Origin of the sequence: Cyanobium sp. PCC 7001 (assembly GCF_000155635.1) — a bacterium.
In the GTDB taxonomy this organism is placed as follows: Bacteria; Cyanobacteriota; Cyanobacteriia; order PCC-6307; family Cyanobiaceae; genus NIES-981.
The window spans coordinates 1,267,375-1,286,368 of record NZ_DS990556.1; the positions used below are offsets into that span (position 1 = coordinate 1,267,375).

General features: G+C 72.0%; 17 protein-coding genes, 1 tRNA gene, 1 other RNA gene and 1 pseudogene. 13 read left to right on the forward strand and 7 right to left on the reverse strand.

Features of this window, described 5'->3' with window-relative positions; all coding sequences use genetic code 11:
- From CPCC7001_RS06235 to CPCC7001_RS14010, 3 genes are read right to left on the reverse strand one after another with little or no spacing between them, the layout of a single operon-like run.
- Entirely contained in the window at positions 1-1,413 is a 1,413-nt protein-coding gene (locus CPCC7001_RS06235) for an FAD-binding oxidoreductase (RefSeq protein ID WP_006909518.1), read from the reverse strand.
- Between the two features lies 1 nt (position 1,414).
- On the reverse strand, positions 1,415-2,731 hold the full coding sequence (locus tag CPCC7001_RS06240; protein WP_006911649.1) for an amidohydrolase family protein: 1,317 nt from the start codon (positions 2,729-2,731) through the stop codon (positions 1,415-1,417).
- 13 nt (positions 2,732-2,744) lie between these two features.
- Positions 2,745-3,221, reverse strand: coding sequence for a DUF4359 domain-containing protein (locus tag CPCC7001_RS14010; RefSeq protein ID WP_006910466.1), 477 nt, complete (start codon positions 3,219-3,221; stop codon positions 2,745-2,747).
- A gap of 101 nt (positions 3,222-3,322) precedes the next feature.
- Here CPCC7001_RS14010 and CPCC7001_RS06250 point away from each other — a divergent pair.
- A tRNA-His gene (locus tag CPCC7001_RS06250) sits at positions 3,323-3,395 on the forward strand.
- A gap of 68 nt (positions 3,396-3,463) precedes the next feature.
- Here CPCC7001_RS06250 and CPCC7001_RS06255 read toward each other — a convergent pair.
- Both CPCC7001_RS06255 and CPCC7001_RS06260 read right to left on the reverse strand, forming a co-directional pair.
- The gene (locus tag CPCC7001_RS06255) at positions 3,464-4,489 is read right to left on the reverse strand and encodes a DUF1611 domain-containing protein (RefSeq protein ID WP_083782668.1); all 1,026 of its coding nucleotides are present in this window, start codon (positions 4,487-4,489) and stop codon (positions 3,464-3,466) included.
- Between the two features lie 60 nt (positions 4,490-4,549).
- Positions 4,550-5,611: pseudogene (locus CPCC7001_RS06260) on the reverse strand (dipeptide epimerase); the annotation flags it as partial.
- Positions 5,612-5,720: 109 nt separating this feature from the next.
- Between CPCC7001_RS06260 and miaB the strand changes: the two are divergent.
- The 5 genes from miaB to ftsZ all read left to right on the forward strand — a co-directional run bounded on the left by miaB (position 5,721) and on the right by ftsZ (position 10,902).
- Positions 5,721-7,151 (forward strand): tRNA (N6-isopentenyl adenosine(37)-C2)-methylthiotransferase MiaB, encoded by a 1,431-nt coding sequence (gene miaB, locus CPCC7001_RS06265; protein ID WP_006910097.1) that lies wholly within the window; start codon positions 5,721-5,723, stop codon positions 7,149-7,151.
- A gap of 31 nt (positions 7,152-7,182) precedes the next feature.
- Positions 7,183-8,325, forward strand: a complete 1,143-nt coding sequence (locus CPCC7001_RS06270) for a D-alanine--D-alanine ligase family protein (protein ID WP_050757081.1) — start codon at positions 7,183-7,185, stop codon at positions 8,323-8,325.
- Positions 8,322-8,732 carry a hypothetical protein gene (locus CPCC7001_RS06275; RefSeq protein ID WP_043368691.1) on the forward strand — a complete coding sequence of 137 codons (411 nt, stop codon included), beginning with the start codon at positions 8,322-8,324 and terminating at the stop codon, positions 8,730-8,732. The genes CPCC7001_RS06270 and CPCC7001_RS06275 overlap by 4 nt, the downstream gene beginning before the upstream one ends.
- Positions 8,729-9,550: a cell division protein FtsQ/DivIB gene (locus tag CPCC7001_RS06280; protein WP_006909746.1), complete on the forward strand. Its 822-nt coding sequence runs from the start codon at positions 8,729-8,731 to the stop codon at positions 9,548-9,550. The genes CPCC7001_RS06275 and CPCC7001_RS06280 overlap by 4 nt, the downstream gene beginning before the upstream one ends.
- 245 nt (positions 9,551-9,795) lie before the next feature.
- Complete coding sequence (ftsZ, locus tag CPCC7001_RS06285) at positions 9,796-10,902, forward strand: cell division protein FtsZ (RefSeq protein ID WP_043369667.1); 1,107 nt, start codon at positions 9,796-9,798, stop codon at positions 10,900-10,902.
- A gap of 79 nt (positions 10,903-10,981) precedes the next feature.
- On the opposite strand, the gene ffs is transcribed toward ftsZ, so the two are convergent.
- An RNA gene (gene ffs, locus CPCC7001_RS14365) (signal recognition particle sRNA small type) lies at positions 10,982-11,078 on the reverse strand.
- A gap of 46 nt (positions 11,079-11,124) precedes the next feature.
- Between ffs and panB the strand changes: the two genes are divergently transcribed.
- Positions 11,125-11,937 (forward strand): 3-methyl-2-oxobutanoate hydroxymethyltransferase, encoded by an 813-nt coding sequence (gene panB / locus CPCC7001_RS06290; protein WP_071778352.1) that lies wholly within the window; start codon positions 11,125-11,127, stop codon positions 11,935-11,937.
- Here the strand turns inward: panB and CPCC7001_RS06295 are convergent.
- Positions 11,825-13,120: a coproporphyrinogen-III oxidase family protein gene (locus tag CPCC7001_RS06295; RefSeq protein ID WP_006910724.1), complete on the reverse strand. Its 1,296-nt coding sequence runs from the start codon at positions 13,118-13,120 to the stop codon at positions 11,825-11,827. The two genes, panB and CPCC7001_RS06295, sit on opposite strands and share 113 nt — an antisense overlap.
- Before the next feature lie 106 nt (positions 13,121-13,226).
- On the opposite strand from CPCC7001_RS06295, the gene CPCC7001_RS06300 reads away from it, so the two are divergent.
- From CPCC7001_RS06300 to cbiB, 6 genes are all read left to right on the forward strand, one after another.
- Positions 13,227-14,357 (forward strand): PIN/TRAM domain-containing protein, encoded by a 1,131-nt coding sequence (locus CPCC7001_RS06300; protein WP_006911541.1) that lies wholly within the window; start codon positions 13,227-13,229, stop codon positions 14,355-14,357.
- Positions 14,358-14,388: 31 nt separating this feature from the next.
- Positions 14,389-15,087, forward strand: coding sequence for an ATP-dependent Clp protease proteolytic subunit (locus tag CPCC7001_RS06305; protein ID WP_006910754.1), 699 nt, complete (start codon positions 14,389-14,391; stop codon positions 15,085-15,087).
- Between the two features lie 64 nt (positions 15,088-15,151).
- A complete protein-coding gene (locus tag CPCC7001_RS06310; RefSeq protein ID WP_006910680.1) occupies positions 15,152-15,754 on the forward strand; it encodes an ATP-dependent Clp protease proteolytic subunit in 603 nt (200 codons plus the stop codon).
- A 104-nt stretch (positions 15,755-15,858) separates the two neighbouring features.
- Positions 15,859-16,854: a ketol-acid reductoisomerase gene (ilvC, locus tag CPCC7001_RS06315; RefSeq protein WP_006910910.1), complete on the forward strand. Its 996-nt coding sequence runs from the start codon at positions 15,859-15,861 to the stop codon at positions 16,852-16,854.
- A 16-nt stretch (positions 16,855-16,870) separates the two neighbouring features.
- The gene (locus CPCC7001_RS06320) at positions 16,871-17,926 is read left to right on the forward strand and encodes a hypothetical protein (RefSeq protein WP_006911513.1); all 1,056 of its coding nucleotides are present in this window, start codon (positions 16,871-16,873) and stop codon (positions 17,924-17,926) included.
- A gap of 3 nt (positions 17,927-17,929) precedes the next feature.
- Positions 17,930-18,967 carry an adenosylcobinamide-phosphate synthase CbiB gene (cbiB, locus tag CPCC7001_RS06325; RefSeq protein ID WP_006910226.1) on the forward strand — a complete coding sequence of 346 codons (1,038 nt, stop codon included), beginning with the start codon at positions 17,930-17,932 and terminating at the stop codon, positions 18,965-18,967.
- Positions 18,968-18,994 lie beyond the last annotated feature (27 nt).

The window sequence follows — 18,994 nt, forward strand, 5'->3', positions numbered from 1 at the left end:
TCAGCTGGAGCGCCGCTCCAGCCAGCCGCGCAGCTTGCCCGGGTTGAGCAGGCCGGCGGGGTCGTAGGCCGCCTTGGCGGCCACCTGATCGGCATCGATCACGCCGAGGCCCCCGTCCTCCACCGTGATCGTGTGGGGATTGAAGATCAGCGCGCCCAGCTGCCGGCAGTGGCGCATCAGCTCAGCCAGGGCCTCCTCGCCCCGCCAGCGCAGCAGCGGCAGCGCCGCCAGCCGCGGGGCTCCCTGCTGCCGCACCCCCTCCAGGTGCCAGAGGAGGTCGTCCCCCCAGCGCTGCCTCAACGCGGCCAGACAGGGACCTTCCGGCTGGGGCAGGAGCATCTGCAGGTAGGTCCAGCCCTGCCGCTGGGCGCGCCAGTGCAGGGTGGTGTGGTTCCAGGTGAGCTCCCGCAGCGGCAGTCCGCGGCTCTCCCCCTGGGGTGCCTGCCAGCGCAGCGTGCCGCCACGGGCCTCCAGCCAGTCCGGCAGCACCTCCAGGCTGTCGGGGGCAGCCAGCAGCAGCAGACGGTGTTCGCCTGGTGCCGCTACCGGACAGCCCGCCGGCCAGGGGGAGCGGACGGCGATCGGAGCCTCCAGCAGGCTGAGGGCGTTGAGCAGCAGGGCCGTGGCGGGCAGGGCGGTGGCGGCGGCGAGGGCCAGGTCCCAGGCCTCGAATCCCACCACCAGCTGCTGCCAGGCCACCGCTTCGGTGGTGGGCAGCCGCAGGGCCGTGAGGATGCCGTTGGTGCCGTAGGCATGGTTGAGCGGAGCGCTGGCGGCCGCGTCGAGCCGCAGCAGCCGGGGCTCGGGTTCCACGGTCACCACCTCCAGGCCGAGCAGGTTGCCGGGGTCGCGCAGGAAGCCCCAGCGCAGCGAGCCGATGCCACCGGAGCCCCCGGCGATGAAGCCGCCGATGCTGGCGCTGCGGAAGGTGCTGGGCTGGAGGCGCAGGGCCCGGCCGTGGGGAGCCAGCTGCTGGTCAAGGGCCGCCATCACCAGGCCCGCCTCCACCTCCACCACTCCGGTGCGGGGGTCCAGCTGGCGCAGCCGGTTCAGACCCGAGAGATCCAGCACCACCCCACCGGCCAGGGGCACGCACTGGCCGTAGTTGCCGGTACCCGTGCCCCGCACGGTGAGGGGCACGCCCTGAAGGGCGCAGACCGCCGCCACGCGCCGCACCTGATCCACCGTGGTGGCCCGCGCCGCCAGCTGGGCCCGGCAGCCCCGGAACAGGGGCACCAGCACGGGGGAATAGTCGTGGTAGTCGCGGGAAAGACGCTCCAGCTCGGCCGGTTGCGCCGCACCGATCAGCTCCAGCTCCGGATCGGTGCGCGCCAGCTCGGCCGCCAGCTCCTGGATCAGTCCGGCGGGGGGCAGGTCCGCCGCGCTGTCATCGGCACGGGTGGGCATCGGCATCTCAGCAGGAGGGGGCGGGGGCGGTACCCATCCCGGCCAGCAGCGGGGACGGCTGCTCCCGGGGCGGGGGCTCCAGCCATCGGCCCGCCCGCAGCACCCGGCGGTGAGGCGTGCGGGCCAGGAAGCCGGTCCAGTCGGTGGCATCCAGCACCACCAGATCGGCGGGCGCACCCTGCCGCAGCACCCCGTCCCAGTCCAGGCCCAGCAGCCGTGAGGCGGCCGTGGTGAAGGGGGTCAGGCCCTGCCGCCGGGTGGGCACCACGTGGCTGGTGATCGCCGCCTGCCGCATCAGCTCCAGGGGGTCGAAATCGCTGCCCGGGAACCAGGGATCCTGCACGTTGTCGGCACCGATGGCCACCTCAACCCCGGCGCGCTGCAGGCTGCGGATCGGGGCCTGCACCCGCAGCAGCGGGGTTCGGCCCGGCCGCCGCCCCAGCAGCCAGAGGTTGGTGAGCGGCAGGGCCACCACCCCGATGCCGGCCTGGGCCAGCTGCTCGGTGAGCGGCGCCAGGCGCCGTTCAGGCAGCAGGGCCAGGCTGGCGGCATGGCTGCAGACGAGCGGCACGACGCTGCGCTGCTCCAGCACCTGCCGCACCACCAGCGCCACGCCCTGGGCCGGCATGCAATCGGCCTCGTCGACGTGCAGGTCCACGCCCACGCCGAAGCGCTCCGCCAGGGCCAGCAGGGCCGCCAGGGCTTCCCGGTCGGCCAGGCCCGAGGCGTAGGGCGGCCCCAGCACGCCCCCCAGCACACCGCCACGATCGCTCACCCAGCGGGCCAGCTCCTCCCCCTGGGGCGTGAGCCAGTGGGACAGGGGGACCAGGGCCACGAGCTGCAGCTCCACCCGGCCAGCCCAGCGCTGGCGCAGCTCCAGCAGGGCCTCCCAGCTGGGGGTGGCGGCCGGGCCGACGCTGTCCACGTGGCTGCGGATGGCCCGCAGCCCCTGGCGCCAGGCCAGATCCAGGGCGCGCTCGCCCCGCTCCAGCACCTGCGCGGCGCTGCGCTCGCCGTGCTCCTGCTGGTTGCGCTGCAGGGCCCGGGCCATGGTGCCCTCCCAGTTGGGGTGGGCGAGGGCGGTGAACGCCTTGTCCAGATGGGCATGGGGCTCCACCGGTGGCGTGAGCGCCAGGGGGAGGGCCTCACCCGCCGCGGCCGCGGCCTCGAGCGGTCGTAGATCGGTGATCCGGCCTTCGGCCCACCGCAGCTCCAGGGCCACCAGGCCATCGGCATCCACCGGGCCGAGCGGCCCCAGCCGCGCGTCGACCAGGGCTCGGGGAATCCTCAGCCGCAGGCCACCGGATCCGGCGCGGGGATCCACCCTCACAGGGAAGTCATGGCGCAGTCCCGGCGGTGACGCCCGGCTCGGGAGCCGGCTCGGGCGCCGGGTCGCCGACGAACTCCCGGCCCTGCACCAGCACGAACTGCCCGGCCACGCCCACCACGGTGGTCTCCAGCCGGGGAACGCGCCAGCGCAGCACCCGCTGGCCGCCCAGATCGCTGTGATACACGCTGAGCAGCCCCAGGTTGGTGCGCCGGGTCTGCTGCAGCACCAGCGCCCCGAGGGCCTGGCGCTGGGCCGCCACCAGCTCGGGGCAGTTGCCGAGGGCGAGGCGCAGCAGACCCGGCAGCCGATCGCCGTGGCACACCTCAGCGGTGATCTCCTTCACGAGCCGCTCACCGGCGTAGTCGGCGAACTCGGCGGGACCGGGATTGGTCCAGGCCAGGCTGCCTCCCACCAGGGCGAGCAGGGCCGGCACGCCCAGCCAGGGGGAGAGCCAGGAGGGGCGGGCGGGAGAGGGCAGGAACACCGGAGGCGGCAGTGCTGACAGATTGGCACCGCCGGGCGGGCGCTGGACAGGGAAAGCGTCCGGACCCCAGGCGATGGGTTGGTACATTGGCGCGGATCACGGCGGGCGTCGCCAAGTGGTTAAGGCAGCGGCTTGTGGCGCCGCCATTCGGGGGTTCGAATCCCCTCGCTCGCCCTCTTTTTTCACTGCTGATTTCACTGCTGAGACTTCCTCACTGCTGACAGATCAGCCAGGCGCGCTGGTCAGGTAAGGGCGTCCAACAGACGGCCGCCGCCGCACCGCACCGGATCGGCGCAGGGCAGCCCTGTGGACAGCTCCACCTCAGCGCACGCCCGTTGGGCCGCCCCCGGCTCGAGGCCGGCCGTGTTCAGCGCCACCGCCCGCACCCGCGGCCGCCTCCCATCCGGCCGCGCCAGGGCGGCCAGGGCCTCCACCGCCGTGATCAGCTCCCCCAGGGGCGGGATTGCCAGGGCGGGAAGACCCTTGATGTGGCGCTGGCCGGCCCGGTGCACCAGCAGCAGATCGGTGGGCTGGCTGCCGCGCAGCAGGGGCAGGGTGGCGGTGGAGCCGGGGTGGGCCAGCGACCCCTGCCCCTCCACCAGCAGCAGAGCGGCCGGGCCCAGGTCCCGGCCCGCCTCCAGCACCGCGGCCTCCACGGCACCGGCGGCGTAGTCCACCCGCACCGCATCGAGCGGTACCCCCGCGCCGGAGATCAGGATTCCCGCCTGGCCCGTGCCCACGAAGCGGGCCTCCAGCCCCCGGCGCCGGGCCTCGGCCAGCAGCTCCAGGCAGGCGCTCATCTTGCCCACGGCCATGTCGCTGCCCACGGCCAGCAGGCGGCGGCAGGGCAGGGCGGCCGCCCGGGCCGCGGCCACCGCCAGAGCGGCAGGCTCCTGGCGCAGGTCCCAGATCCAGGCCTGCGGATGGCGGAGGGCGGCCAGTTCGGGATCCGCCGCGATGCGGCTGTGCAGGCCGCTGGCCACCGAGAGGCCGGCCCGCAGCGCCGCCGCCACATCGGCCCGCGCCTCCCCAGGCAGCTGGCCCCCCGAGGGGGCCAGCCCGATCACCGCCACTTCCGGGCCCAGCGGCAGGGCCTCCGCCACGCTCCCCACCACGGGCACCGCCCGCTCGATGCCGGTCACGGCCTCCAGGCTGGCGCCGGCATGGCGGGGATCCACCACCGCCACGATCGGCCCCGGGCGGTAACGCAGCAGGGCCAGCCCCGTCTTGCCGGAGAGGTTGTCGAGCCCCCCATGGAGCAGCACCACCACCGGCGCCTCCGGCCGCAGCGGCCCGGCGGCGCTGCCCTGCCAGGCGGCGGGCACGGCGATGCCGAGGCCAGGCTGCCGCGGCAGCTGCAGCTGGTCAGCGGCGCAGTGCAGCCCGGTGAAGGGGTCGTCCACCAGGTTGAGGTGGCTGTCGAGATCCGGCCAGCGCACGAGGGGCAGCAGCTGGGCGGCGGCCCCGTTCAGCAGGGAGCCGTCGGAGTAGCAGCCCAGCATCAGCCCGAGCCCGAGCCGCCGGGCGGTGCGGGCCATCAGCAGCGCCTCGCTCAGCCCGCCGCTCTTGAGCAGCTTGATGTTGATCCCGTCCACGTGGGGGGCCAGGCGCAGCAGGTCGTCCAGGCCCCAGCAGCTCTCATCCGCCACCAGGGGCAGGGGGCAGTGGGGATGGAGGGCAGCGAAGCCCGCGGTGTCGCAGGCCGGATCGGGGTGGGGTGCCAGCGGCTGCTCCAGCAGCACCACCCCGTGGGCCTCCAGCAGCGGCAGCATCGCCAGGGCCTGCTCCAGGGTCCAGCCGCCGTTGGCATCCACCTGCAGCTCACAGGCCACGCCCGTGTCCTGCCGTCGTTGCCGCAGCGCCGCCGCCACCGCCGTCAGCAGGGCGCGGTCGTGGTCCACACCGTCCGGACTGCCCAGCTTGAGCTTGATGCGGGTGGCGGGGAGCTGCTGCCACCAGCGCGCGAGCCGCGCCAGCACAGCCTCGGTGGAGCCCAGCCCGAGGGTCACGCTGGTGGCGGCGCAGGCACCCGGATCCAGGCCCCAGAGCCGCCAGAGGGGCTGGCCGAGCCATTTGCCGCGCCAATCGTGCAGCGCCAGATCCAGGCCGCAGCGGGCCGGCGGCGACAATCCGGCCAGCAGCGGCTCCAGCGCCTGCTCCTCCAGAGGCGAGGCCTCGCCGAGCTGCGGCAGCAGCGGCTCCAGTTCAGCGGCGACAGCTTCGGTGGCGTAGTGCCGGTGGCCCGTGTCCAGCCCGCCGGTCTCCCCCCAGCCCCGCAGGCCGTCGTGCTCCACCTCCACCAGCAGGTGCTCCACCGCCGCGGTGACCCCACGGCTGATGGCCAGCGGCACGGCCTTGGTGAGGGTGAAGCGGCGCAGGCGGCAGCGCATCGGCTCGGTGTGCCGGCAGGTCGGGCGTTGGCCTCACGCTGGCATGGATCGACGGCCCTCACCCACCCCAAGAGCGCAGGTCACGCACCCCATGTCGGAAACTGGAGCGATGACGGCCACCCGACTCCAACCCACCGCCGCGATCCAGGCTCCGGCCGCAGCTCCAGCCACGGCTGCGGCCCCGGATCGGCCCGTGCAACGGGGCAGCTACTGGATCACCACCTTCGGCTGCCAGATGAACAAGGCCGATTCCGAGCGCATGGCCGGAATCCTGGAGGCCATGGGCTACCGCGAAGCCGGCGCCGAACTGGAGGCGGATCTGGTGCTCTACAACACCTGCACGATCCGCGACAACGCCGAACAGAAGGTCTACAGCTACCTGGGCCGCCAGGCCCAGCGCAAACGGGCCAACCCCAATCTCACCCTGGTGGTGGCGGGCTGCGTGGCCCAGCAGGAGGGCGAAGCGCTGCTGCGGCGGGTGCCGGAGCTGGATCTGGTGATGGGCCCCCAGCACGCCAACCGGCTGGAGACCCTGCTGAGCCAGGTGGAGCAGGGCCAGCAGGTGGTGGCCACCGAGGAGCACCACATCCTCGAGGACATCACCACCGCCCGCCGCGACAGCAGCGTCTGCGCCTGGGTGAACGTGATCTACGGCTGCAACGAGCGCTGCACCTACTGCGTGGTGCCCTCGGTGCGCGGCCAGGAGCAGAGCCGGTTGCCCGAGGCGATCCGCCTGGAGATGGAGGGGCTGGCCGCCCGGGGCTTCAAGGAGACCACCCTGCTGGGTCAGAACATCGATGCCTACGGCCGCGACCTGCCCGGCATCACCCCGGAGGGCCGCCGCCGCCACACCCTCACCGATCTGCTCCAGTTCGTGCACGATGTTGAGGGCATCGAGCGGATCCGTTTCGCCACCAGCCATCCGCGCTACTTCACCGAGCGGCTGATCGACGCCTGCGCCGCCCTGCCCAAGGTCTGCGAGCACTTCCACATCCCCTTCCAGAGCGGTGATGACGCCGTGCTCAAGGCGATGGCCCGCGGCTACACGGTGGAGCGCTACCGGCGCATCGTCCACCGCATCCGCGAACGCATGCCCGATGCCGCCATCAGCGCGGATGTGATCGTGGCCTTCCCCGGCGAGACCGACGCCCAGTTCCGCAACACCCTGCGCCTGGTGGAGGAGATCGGCTTCGACCAGGTGAACACCGCCGCCTACTCGCCACGGCCCAACACCCCCGCCGCCGACTGGCCCGATCAGCTGAGCGAGGCGGTGAAGGTGGAGCGGCTGCGGGAGCTCAATGCCCTGGTGGAGCAGCAGGCCCGTCGCCGCAGCGCCCGCTACGCCGGCCGCACCGAGCAGGTGCTGGTGGAGGGCACCAACCCGCGGGATCCTTCCCAGCGCATGGGCCGCACCCGCACCAACCGGCTCACCTTCTTCCCGGCGCTGCGCCCCGATGGCCGTGCGGTGGAGCCGGGCGATCTGGTGAACGTGCGCATCGAGGAGGTGCGGGCCTTCTCGCTGAGCGGCACACTGGCCTGAGTTTCAGCCCGCTGGGGCTGGTTCGCCCGCGATGCCCCCTGAGCCCAGCCCCGTCGCGAACCCCGGCCCGGTCCGCGTGGGCCTGGTGTTCGGTGGAGCCTCCGGCGAGCACGCCATCTCCATCCGGTCGGCGGCCACCGTCGCCGCGGCCCTGCGCCGCGGCGAGAACGGGCGGCGCTATGCGGTGAGCTGCTTCTACATCGACCCCCAGGGGCGCTGGTGGGGGCCGGAGCTGGCCGAGCAGGTGCTGGACCAGGGCACGCCAGCCAGCCCGGAACAGCTGGCCTCCGCCCCGGCCCGTCCGGGTTTTCAGGGATTCCCCACAGGCGCCCTGGCCATGGAGGTGTGGTTCCCGGTGCTGCATGGGCCCAACGGGGAGGACGGCACGATCCAGGGCCTGTTCACCCTGATGCAGGTGCCCTTCGTGGGCTCGGGCGTGCTCGGCTCTGCCGTGGGGATGGACAAACAGGCGATGAAGGCCGCCCTGGCGGCCGCAGAGCTGCCCCAGGTGCCCTACGCCTGCGTGGAGGCGGGCGAGCTGGAGGCCGACCCGGCGGCGGTGCTGGAGCGGCTGGAGCGGCAGCTGGGCTACCCCTGCTTCGTGAAGCCGGCCAACCTGGGGTCGTCGGTGGGCATCAGCAAGGCCACCGACCGCGACGGTCTGCTTGCCGGGCTGCGCAGCGCCGCCGCCCTCGACCCGCGTCTGGTGGTGGAGCAGGGCGTCACGGCACGGGAGCTGGAGTGCGCCGTGCGCGGCGGCGGCCCCCGGCCGCTGGAAGCCTCCGTACTGGGCGAGATCCGCTACGACGCGGACTGGTACGACTACGCCACCAAGTACAGCGAGGGACGGAGCCACACCGTGATCCCCGCCGATGTGCCCGAGGGCATCGCCGCCCAGGCGCGCGGCATGGCCCTCGAGGCCTGCCGGGCGCTGAACGCCTCGGGGCTGGCCAGGGTGGATTTCTTCTACACGGCGCCAGCGCCTGGAGATGGGGGTGAAGGCCGGCTCTGGCTCAATGAGATCAACACCCTGCCGGGATTCACCAGCCAGAGCATGTACCCCATGCTGTGGGAGGCCTCGGGTGTGCCTCTGGACACCCTGGTGGATGGGCTGATCACGGCGGCACGAGACTGGCCCCGTCCGGCGTTGCAGATGGGAGGACTCCCGGCATGATTCACGGCTTGCTCTGGCTGCCGCTGCTGCTCATCTTCGTGCTGCTCACCACCCTGGGGTGGCTGGAGCGGCGGCGGCAGCACCTGTTCCGCGCCTGGGCCGAAGGGGCCGAGCTGGCCAAGCTGGATGGCTGCGGCGCCGCGCGCCTCGTGGATGGGGTACTGAGCTGGAGCACCTTCTCGGCGGGTCAGCTGGCGGAGAAGGACCGGTTCGTGATCAAGCAGCTGGAACTGGTGGAACTGCTGGCCCTCGGCTCCGGGGAGGCTCCCCTCACCGAGGAGGCCCAGGGTGCCTGCAGGCTCCGGCTGGTGGGCGGTGGTGAGCAGAAGGATCTGCCCTTCTCCGATGCCGAACGCGCCCGCCGCTGGATGGCCGAACTGATGGCCCGCTCCCGCTGCGAGCTGTGACCCAGACGCGAACCCTTCCCCCCGGAGCCGAACGGCGGCGCCAGCTGCGGCTGCAGCGGCGCCGGGAGCGGCTGCGCAACGCCTGGCGCCTGCTGGTGCTGCTGGGGATCGCCGGCGGCCTCGGCTATGGCCTGCTGCGCCAGGGCTGGAGCCTCACCGGCCCCGGCCAGGTGGAGGTGGTGGGCAGCAGGATGGTGACCCCTGAGCGGGTGATCGAGGCGGCGGGACTCACCTTCCCCCAGCCCCTGCTGACCCTCCAGCCCCGCAAGCTCGCCACCGACCTCTCCGAGACCCTGCCGGTGGAGGAGGTGCAGGTGACCCGGCTGATGGCACCGCCGCGGCTGCGGGTGAGCCTGGTGGACCGCCAGGCCGTGGCCCGGGCCGAACGGCGCACCCCCCAGGGGGTGGAGCGGGGCTATGTGGACCGGCTGGGCCACTGGATGAACAGCCACCAGGGCGAGCTGATGGCCGATGAGGCCACGGCGGGCCTGCTGGTGAAGGGCTGGCAGCCCCGGCACCGGGCCAGCCTCAGCAAGGTGCTGGCGCAACGGACCGTGCTCGGCCCGGATCTCAAGGAGATCCGATTCGCCCCGGAGGGCAGCCTCTGGCTGCGCAGCGCCACCCTCGGGGAGGTGCGGCTCGGGCCCGCCGACGCCCAGCTCACCCGGCGTCTGCAGGTGCTGGACCACCTGGTGGAGACCCTGCCGGCCCAGCTGAAGGGCAAGCGCCTGCGCACCCTGGATCTGAGCGATCCCGAGCAGCCCGAACTCGCCCTGGTGGGCACACCCCCGACCGAGAAGCCGGCGCAACAGCCCTGAAACGGCCCCCGCGACGGGGTTCTGCGGCCAAAAAGCGGCCAATGCTGCGAGGAAACCGGCAAACCGTCGCCAAGCGACAAGGTCAGGACCGCCAGCTACCGACATAATGCAGCCCAGCTCACCGGCACTCCTGCCCCATGGCGCAAGACGACGGCCCCAAGTTCGTGCCGCCGATCCACACCGGTGAACACACCCTGGTTCCTGAAGGCCCCACCGCCAATGGTGCCTCCCTCACCCGTGCCGCCATGACCCATACCCCGACCGCCGCCGCCGGCATTGTTCCCAGCCAGTCGGCCCGCATTGAGGTGATCGGGGTGGGGGGTGGCGGCAGCAATGCCGTCAACCGGATGATCGCCTCCGACCTGCAGGGTCTGGGCTACCGGGTGCTCAACACCGACGCCCAGGCGCTGCTGCAGTCGGCGGCCCAGAAGCGCCTCCAGCTGGGCCAGAAGCTCACCCGGGGCCTGGGGGCCGGCGGCAACCCGGTGATCGGCCAGAAGGCGGCCGAGGAATCGCGGGCGGAACTGCAGGAGTCGCTGCAGGGGGCCGACCTGATCTTCATCGCCGCCGGCATGGGCGGCGGCACCGGCACCGGCGCGGCGCCGATCCTGGCGGAGGTGGCCAAGGAGGTGGGCGCCCTCACCGTGGGCATCGTCACCAAGCCGTTCAGCTTCGAGGGACGCAAGCGCATGCGTCAGGCGGAGGAGGGCATCGCCCGCCTGGCGGAGCACGTAGACACCCTGATCGTGATCCCGAACGATCGGCTGCGCGATGAGATCGCCGGAGCCCCGCTGAACGAGGCCTTCCGCGCCGCCGACGACGTGCTGCGCATGGGGGTGAAGGGCATTAGCGACATCATCACCAGGCCTGGCCTGGTGAACGTGGACTTCGCCGACATCCGCTCGGTGATGTCCGACGCCGGCACGGCCCTGCTGGGCATCGGAGTGGGCTCGGGGCGCAGCCGGGCCAGCGAGGCGGCCCAGGCGGCCATGAGCAGCCCGCTGCTGGAGTCGGCCCGGATCGACGGCGCCAAGGGCTGCGTGATCAACATCAGCGGCGGCAAGGACATGACCCTCGAGGACATGACCACCGCGTCCGAGGTGATCTACGAGGTGGTGGACCCCGAGGCGAACATCATCGTGGGCGCCGTGGTGGACGATCGCCTCGAAGGGGAGATCCACGTGACCGTGATCGCCACCGGCTTCGACGGCGGCACCACGTACCGCACCGATCGGCCGGCCATGAGCTTCACCGGCACCACCCCGTTCACCCCCAGCACCGAAGAGAAGGGCGCCAAGATTCCGCCGTTCCTGCTCAACCGCCAGGGCCGCAGCTCTGAGCAGGACAGCTGAGCAGGACAGCTGAGCAGCCCAGCTGAGCAAGAGCAAGAAAGATCAGTCGCGCCGTTCAGGGCGACTGCTGCCCGAAGAGGGTGACCCGGAGTCCACGCCTGCCCTGAGCATCCCGTGTGGCTGCTCCCTTCCGGTCCTGACCAGGTTTGGGCGTCAGAGCCGCGTGGGTCCGAGTCGGCTGGATGCTAGCAATGCTCCCCTTCGCCCCTCAGCCCCGTGCCGCTGCGCCCCGCCGACCTGGCCCGTCGCAAGCAGGCCGGCCTGCCGATCAGCATCCTCACGGCCTGGGACGCCCTCTCCGGAGCGGTGGTGGCCGAAGCCGGAGCGGATGCCGTGCTGGTGGGTGATTCCCTGGCCATGACGGTGCTGGGCCATGCCACCACCCTGCCCGTCACGCTCGACGAGATGCTGCACCACTGCCGGGCCACGGCCCGCGGCATGGCCAGTGTCTGCTCGCCGGGGCAGGAGCCGCTGCTGATCTGTGATCTGCCCTTTCTCAGCTACCAGTGCGCGCCCGACGACGCGGTGGCGGCGGCCGGTCGGGTGCTGAAGGAGAGTCCCGCGGCCGCCGTGAAGCTGGAGGGGGCCGAACCCGAAACCCTGGCCGTGATCGATCGGCTGGTGCGCAGCGGCATTCCGGTGATGGGCCACGTGGGCCTCACGCCCCAGGCCGTGCATCGCAGCGGCTACCGCCGCCAGGCCGCCGATGCCCCCGGCCAGCAGCGGCTGAAGCGGGAGGCCGAGGCCCTGGAGCGGGCGGGCTGCTTTGCCGTGGTGGTGGAGCACGTGCCGCCGGACGTGGCGGCCGAGCTGCGGGCCGGCCTGGCCATCCCCCTCATCGGTATCGGTGCCGGAGAGGCCTGCGACGGCCAGGTGCGCGTCACCGCCGATCTGCTGGGCCTCACCAGCCGCCAGCCCCCGTTCAGCCCACCGCTGCTGCAGGGGCGGGCCCTGGCCGTGGAAGCCCTGCGGCGTTGGCTGAGCTCCCAGAGCCATCCCACCAGACCCACAGCTCCCGCAGCACCGCATTGCTGAGGGCCAGGCCCTCCGGATCGCTCAACCGCCAGCGCTCCCCCTCCTCCAGCAGCAGCCCACGGGTCATCCACGGCTCCAGCTGCCGCCGCAGCCGCCCCAGCCCCGCGGCGATCGCCATGTCATCCCAGCCCACCTGACGCAGCAGCTCGGGCAGCCGCACCCCCTCGCGGCGGCGCAGACCCACCATCAGCCGCTCATCCAAGGGCATCCCCGGGTCCACCCCGATCTCCGCCATCCCCGCCTCCCCTGCCCCTGCTTCCGCTGCGCCCGAAGTCAGCCAGGCCCGGTAGGCATCGCGGGTGCGGGGCCTGGCCTGCCGTTGGCCCCAGGGAGCGCTGGTGGCCCCCATGCCGAAGCCCCACCAGCCGGCACCGCTCCAGTACACGCGGTTGTGGCGCGAGGCATGGCCCGGCAGGGCGTGGTTGGACACCTCGTAGCGGCCGTACCCTGCCGCCGCCAGCTCCGAGCTGGTGAGCTCCATCAGGTCGGCGGCCAGATCGTCCTGCGGCAGCTCCAGCCGGCCCTGCTCCAGGCGCCGGGCAAACACGGTGCCCGGCTCGATCGTGAGGTCGTACACCGAGAGATGGGGTGCGCCGCTGCCGATCGCCTCCTCCAGCTGCTGGCGCCAGGCGGGCAGGGTCTGGCCCGGCACGGCCTGGATCAGATCCAGGCTCCAGCTGCCCAGCGCACCGCTCCGGTGGGCCTGCCGCAACCAGCCGGCCGCCTCGCGCAGATCGCCGCCGCTGTGGCGTCGGCCCAGCTGCTGCAGCACTCCGTCGTCGAAGCTCTGGCCCCCCAGGCTCACCCGGTTCACCCCCGCGGCCAGATAGCCCCGCAGCCGCTGGCGATCGAAGCTGGCCGGATCCAGTTCCAGGGTGATCTCCGCGCCGGGGGCCAGTCCGAACTGCCGCCGCAGATCCCTCACAAGCTCCCCGATCTGGGTCGGCTCCAGCAGGGAGGGGGTGCCGCCGCCGAAATACACGGTGCTGAGGGGCGTTGCCCCTGGCGCCTGGCCTATCTCACGCCGCAGCAGTGCCAGATAGGCGTCGATCGAGGCGGCGCCGGGCTGACCGGGCGCGGGGCCGGCGCGGTCACCGAGGGGAACGATCGGGAAATCGCAATAGAAGCAGCGCCGGTGGCAGAAGGGGATGTGGAGGTAGGCGCTGCGGGGGGGAAAGGGCACGGCCGAAGGTGCGGAAGCGATCAAGTGCGGTTACCTCTGCCGGCCAAACCGGCCGGTTTCAGGCAAGCTGCGGTGTGGATCGCTCGGGCAGCCACGCACGGCGGGAATGGTGGACTCCCTCATCCTGATCCTGTTCATGGTCTCCGGCGCCGCCGCCGGCTGGCTGGGGGTGGATCTGCTGCCGGAGAACCTGCTGGTGCAGGTGGACAACCCCGAGGGGCTGCGCACCGTGCTGGGGGGATTCGGGGCCTTCTTCGGGCTGATCGCCGGCGTGTTCTTCGGCCAGCTGCGGCGCCGGCTGACGCAGCAGGTGCGCAGCATGCCCACCGACCTGCTGATCAGCCGCGCCGTGGGGCTGATCCTCGGGCTGCTGGTGGCCAACCTGCTGCTGGCCCCGATCCTGCTGCTGCCCCTGCCCTGGGAGGTGGTGTTCGTCAAACCGCTGGCCGCGGTGCTCAGCAACGTGTTCTTCGGGGTGTCGGGCTACAACCTGGCCGAAGTGCACGGCCGCACCCTGCTGCGGCTGTTCAGCCCCGGCACCACCGAGGCCCTGCTGGTGGCGGAGGGGGTGCTGCGGCCGGCGAGCGCCAAGATCCTCGACACCAGCGTGATCATCGACGGCCGCATCCGCGGCCTGCTCGACTCGGGCCTGCTGGAGGGCCAGGTGATCGTGGCCCAGAGCGTGATCGATGAGCTGCAGGCCCTGGCCGACTCGGGCAACGCCGAGAAGCGGGGCCGCGGCCGCCGCGGCCTCAAGCTGCTCAGCGAGCTGCGGGAGCAGTACGGACGGCGGCTGGTGGTGAACAGCACCCGCTACGAGGGCAAGGGGGTGGATGACAAGCTGCAGGAGCTCACCGCGGACACCGGCGGCACCCTGCTCACCACCGACTACAACCTGGCCAAGGTGGCCGAGGTGAAAAGCCTGCGGGTGGTGAACCTCAGCGAGCTGGTGATCGCCCTGCGGCCCGAGGTGCAGCCGGGCGACGAGTTCCAGCTCAAGATCGCCCGCGAGGGCAAGGAGGCCGACCAGGGCGTGGGCTACCTCGATGACGGCACCATGGTGGTGGTGGAGGGAGCCCGGGAGCACATCGGCGAGCGGCTGCCGGTGATCGTCACCGGCGCCCTGCAGAACCCCACCGGCCGGATCGTGTTCGCCCGCAGGGAAGCGGTGGGGCAGAGCGCCGGCGACGGGGCCGCCCCTGGCAACGGCAAGCGCAAGCCGAGGCCTCCCCGCTAGGCTCCGATCCAGTGCCTGCCAGGGTCAACGGATGTCGGTGTCAGCTCCTTACTACGGCGATTCCGCCGTGCTGCGCACCCCGCCGCCCGACCTGCCCTCGCTGCTGCTCAAGGAGCGGATCGTGTACCTCGGTCTGCCCCTGTTCAGCGATGACGAGGCCAAGCGGCAGATGGGCATCGATGTGACCGAGCTGATCATCGCCCAGCTCCTCTACCTGGAGTTCGACAACCCCGAGAAGCCGATCTTCTTCTACATCAACTCCACCGGCACCTCCTGGTTCACCGGAGATGCCATCGGCTTCGAAACCGAGGCCTTCGCCATCGCCGACACGATCCGCTACGTGAAGCCGCCGGTGCACACCATCTGCATCGGCCAGGCCATGGGCACCGCCGCCATGATCCTCAGCGCCGGCACCAAGGGCCAGCGGGCGGCCCTGCCCCACGCCACGATCGTGCTGCACCAGCCCCGTAGCGGCGCCCAGGGCCAGGCCAGCGACATCCAGATCCGCGCCCAGGAGGTGCTGCACAACAAGCGCACCATGCTGCAGATGCTGGCGGACAACACCGGCAAGAGCGTGGAGCAGCTCTCCAAGGATTCCGACCGCATGACCTACCTCACGGCCGAGCAGGCGAAGGACTACGGCCTGATCGACCGGGTGCTCACCAGCCAGAAGGATGTGCCGGCCGGGGTGCCCCTGGCCGCCGGCCGCAGCCCGAGCGGCATCGGCTGAACCGGCAGCGATTCAACCCGTTCCTCTCCAACTCCAACTCCCACTCCCCCGCCGCCACCGAGCCATGCCCATTGGCACCCCCAGCGTTCCCTACCGCCTGCCCGGCAGCCAGTACGAGCGCTGGGTCGACATCTACACCCGCCTGGGGGTGGAGCGGATCCTGTTCATGGGGTCGGAGGTGAACGACGCCGTGGCCAATGCCCTCGTGGCCCAGATGCTGTATCTCGATTCGGAGGACAGCTCCAAGCCGATCTACCTGTACATCAACTCCCCTGGGGGTTCGGTGACGGCCGGTCTGGCCATCTACGACACGATGCAGTACGTCAAGAGCGACGTGGTGACCATCTGCGTGGGCCTGGCCGCGTCGATGGGTGCCTTCCTGCTGGGCGCCGGCACCAAGGGCAAGCGGCTCGCCCTGCCCCACAGCCGCATCATGATTCACCAGCCCCTGGGCGGCACCAGCCAGCGGCAGGCCAGCGACATCGCCATCGAGGCCAAGGAGATCCTGCGCATCAAGGACATGCTCAACCACAGCATGGCCGACATGACCGGCCAGCCCTTCGAGAAGATCGAGAAGGACACTGACCGCGACTACTTCCTCAGCGCCGCCGAGGCCAAGGACTACGGCCTGATCGACAGGGTGATCGCCCATCCCAGCGAGGCCTGAACTCGCACGGTTGGGCCAACGGATGAGCCAACGGATGAGCAACAGGAGCGGGCCGGGCACTTGCGTAAGCTCGACCCTTGCTCCCTGCCTGCGCACCTGCCCGGATGGCCCAGCTCTTCTACGACTCCGACGCCGATCTCAGCCTGCTGGATGGCAAGACGGTGGCCATCATCGGCTACGGCTCCCAGGGCCATGCCCATGCCCTGAACCTCAAGGACAGCGGCGTGAACGTGGTGGTGGGCCTCTACGAGGGCAGCCGTTCCGCCGAGAAGGCCCGGGCCGACGGCCTTGAAGTGCTCAGCGTCGCCGACGCCTGCGCCAAGGCCGACTGGATCATGGTGCTGCTGCCCGATGAGATCCAGAAGACCATCTACGAAAAGGAGATCGCACCGCACCTGAGCGCCGGCAAGGTGCTGAGCTTCGCCCACGGCTTCAACATCCGCTTCGGCCTGATCCAGCCCCCGGCCGATGTGGACGTGGTGATGATCGCGCCGAAGGGTCCGGGCCACACGGTGCGCTGGGAGTACCAGAACGGCATGGGCGTGCCGGCCCTCTTTGCCGTTCAGCAGGACGCCAGCGGCAAGGCCCGCGATCTGGCGATGGCCTATGCCAAGGGCATCGGCGGCACCCGCGCCGGCATCCTCGAGACCAACTTCAAGGAGGAGACCGAGACCGACCTGTTCGGCGAGCAGGCCGTGCTCTGCGGTGGCCTCAGCGAACTGGTGAAGGCCGGCTTCGAGACCCTGGTGGAGGCGGGCTATCAGCCCGAGCTGGCCTACTTCGAGTGCCTGCACGAGGTGAAGCTGATCGTGGACCTGATGGTGAAGGGCGGCCTCACCGCCATGCGCGATTCGATCTCCAACACCGCCGAGTACGGCGACTACGTGAGCGGCCCGCGGCTGATCACCGCCGACACCAAGGCCGAGATGAAGCGCATCCTGGCCGACATCCAGGACGGCACCTTCGCCCGCAACTTCGTGGCCGAATGCGAGGCCGGCAAGCCCGAGATGACCCGGATCCGCGAGCGCGATTCCCAGCATCCGATCGAACAGGTGGGCAAGGGGCTGCGTTCGATGTTCAGCTGGCTGAAGGCCGCCTGAGCCGGAGTCGGGGGCCATGCGCCTCCCGTCCCTTCCCCCCGCGCTGCTCTGGGGCTCCAGCCAGGCCGGCAGCAGCCTCACCCTGGCCGCCACGGCCTGGCTGGTGAGCGGGCTCAGCCCTTCGCCCCTGATCAACAGCCTGCTGCCGGCCTTGGCCACCCTGCCCGTGCTGCTGCCCTTGCAGCGCCGTCCCGCGGGCTACGCACTGCAGCTGGCTGCGGTGCTGGCCCTGCTGGGGGCAGGCATCGGCCAGCTCAGCGGTGGCGTGCCCCGCGCCGTGCTGCTGCCGCTGTGCCTGCTGGCGGTGCTGCTGTTCGGCCTCGGGCTGGAGATGAGCCAGCTGCCCCTGCAGCGCCAGCTGCTGCGCTGGCGGGGCAGCACGATCCAGGGTCTGCGCCGGGGCACCGACCTGGGGGCGCTGCTGGGCCACCTGCTCACCGCCCTGCTGTTCCCGGCGGCGCTGCAGTTCGCGCCGGCCCTGCTGCTCCTGCTGCCCCTGGGCGTGCCCGTGGTGCGCGGGGCCGAGGCTCCGGAGGAACAGCCCCCCGCCGGCGCTGCCGCCCACGCCATTCCCTTCAGCCGCCACGCCGCCCTGCAAGGGCTGCTGTTCGGCAGCCTCTTCGCCCTGCTCCCCCTCTGGGTGCGGCAGGTGGGAGCCGGCAACTGCTTCGACTTCGGCATGGTGCTGGCGGCCTACGGGCTCGGCCGCGGCGTCACGGGGCTGCTGCCGAGCCTGGCCGGCCCCCTGCGCTACGGGCTGATGGCTGCCCTGCTGGCGCTGGGCCAGCTCACGCCCGGCTGGGCCACCGTGCTGCTGTTTCTTCCCCTCGGCGCCCTGGCCGCCGCCAGCGATGCTGCCCTGGTGGAGGCAATGGCTCAGCTGGGAGACGCCCCGTTGCGCTGGCAGGTGCTGCAGCACTCGGGGGCCATCGGCGGCCTGGCGGGCAGCCTGGGCATGGGGCTGCTCAGCCAGGCCCTGGGGCTGGGGCTGGCCCTGCCGCTGCAGCTGCTGGCCTTCCTGGCGGTGGCCTGGCCCCTGGGGCGGCAGGCGCTGCGGCCGGCCCGCCGCTGAGCGATGGGCCCCGAACCGCTCGAACCGCTGCTGCCGCTGGGGGCGGTGATCGCCGCCGCCGCACTCGACCGCCTGCTCGGCGATCCCCGCCGCTGGCTGCATCCGGTGCAGGTGATGGGCTGGCTGATCGGCCGGCTGCGGCAGGGGGCGGAGCTCTGGGCCGGCGACCGGCCGGGGCGGCTGCGCTGGGCCGGCATCGCCATCACCCTGGCGGTGGTGGGCCTGAGTGGGGCGAGCGGCTGGCTGCTGGAGACCTGGGCCAGCGGCAGTGTCCTGGGGCAGGCGGTGCTGGTGATCGCCCTGGCCAGCGCCCTGGCCGGCAGGAGTCTGGAGCAGGAGGTGCAGGCCGTGCTCGCCCTGAGTGAGGTGGAACAGCGGAATCTGGAGCCGGCCCGCCGGCGCCTGAGCTGGATCGTGGGGCGCGACACGGCGGAACTCGACCGCCGCGGGATCCTGCGGGCCCTGGCCGAAACCGCCAGTGAGAACGCCGTGGACGGGCTGTTCGCGCCTCTGTTCTGGATGCTGGTCGGCGCCGCGCTCGGCGGACTGGTGCCCGGGGCGCCGGGTCCTCTGTGCCTGGCCTGGACCTTCAAGGCCGCCAGCACACTGGATTCGATGCTGGGCTACCGCCGCGGCCGGCTCACCTGGCTGGGCACGGCCGGCGCCCAGCTGGATGATCTGCTGGTGTGGCTGCCCTGCCGGCTGGTGGCCCTCACCCTGCCCTTGGCGGGCGGCCCAGGCCCGGTGCGGGCCTGGGGTGTGCTGCGCCGGGCCCTGCGGGACGGAGCGCCGGATCCCTCCCCGAACGCCGGGGTGTCCCAGGCGGCCTATGCCCACGTGGTGGGGGTGCAGCTGGGGGGCATCAACCGCTACGGCGGCCTTGAGAAGCCCAAGCCGCTGCTGGCCGCCGGATCACCGCCGCCGGATCAGGCCAGCGTTGAGGCCATGCTGCGACTCTCCCGGCGGCTGGAGGGTCTGTGGCTGGGAGCGGGGCTGCTCACTGGGATCCTGACCCTGTTCATCACGAAAGCTCTCAGCTGATTGCCGTGCATCAAGGATCTGCCGAAG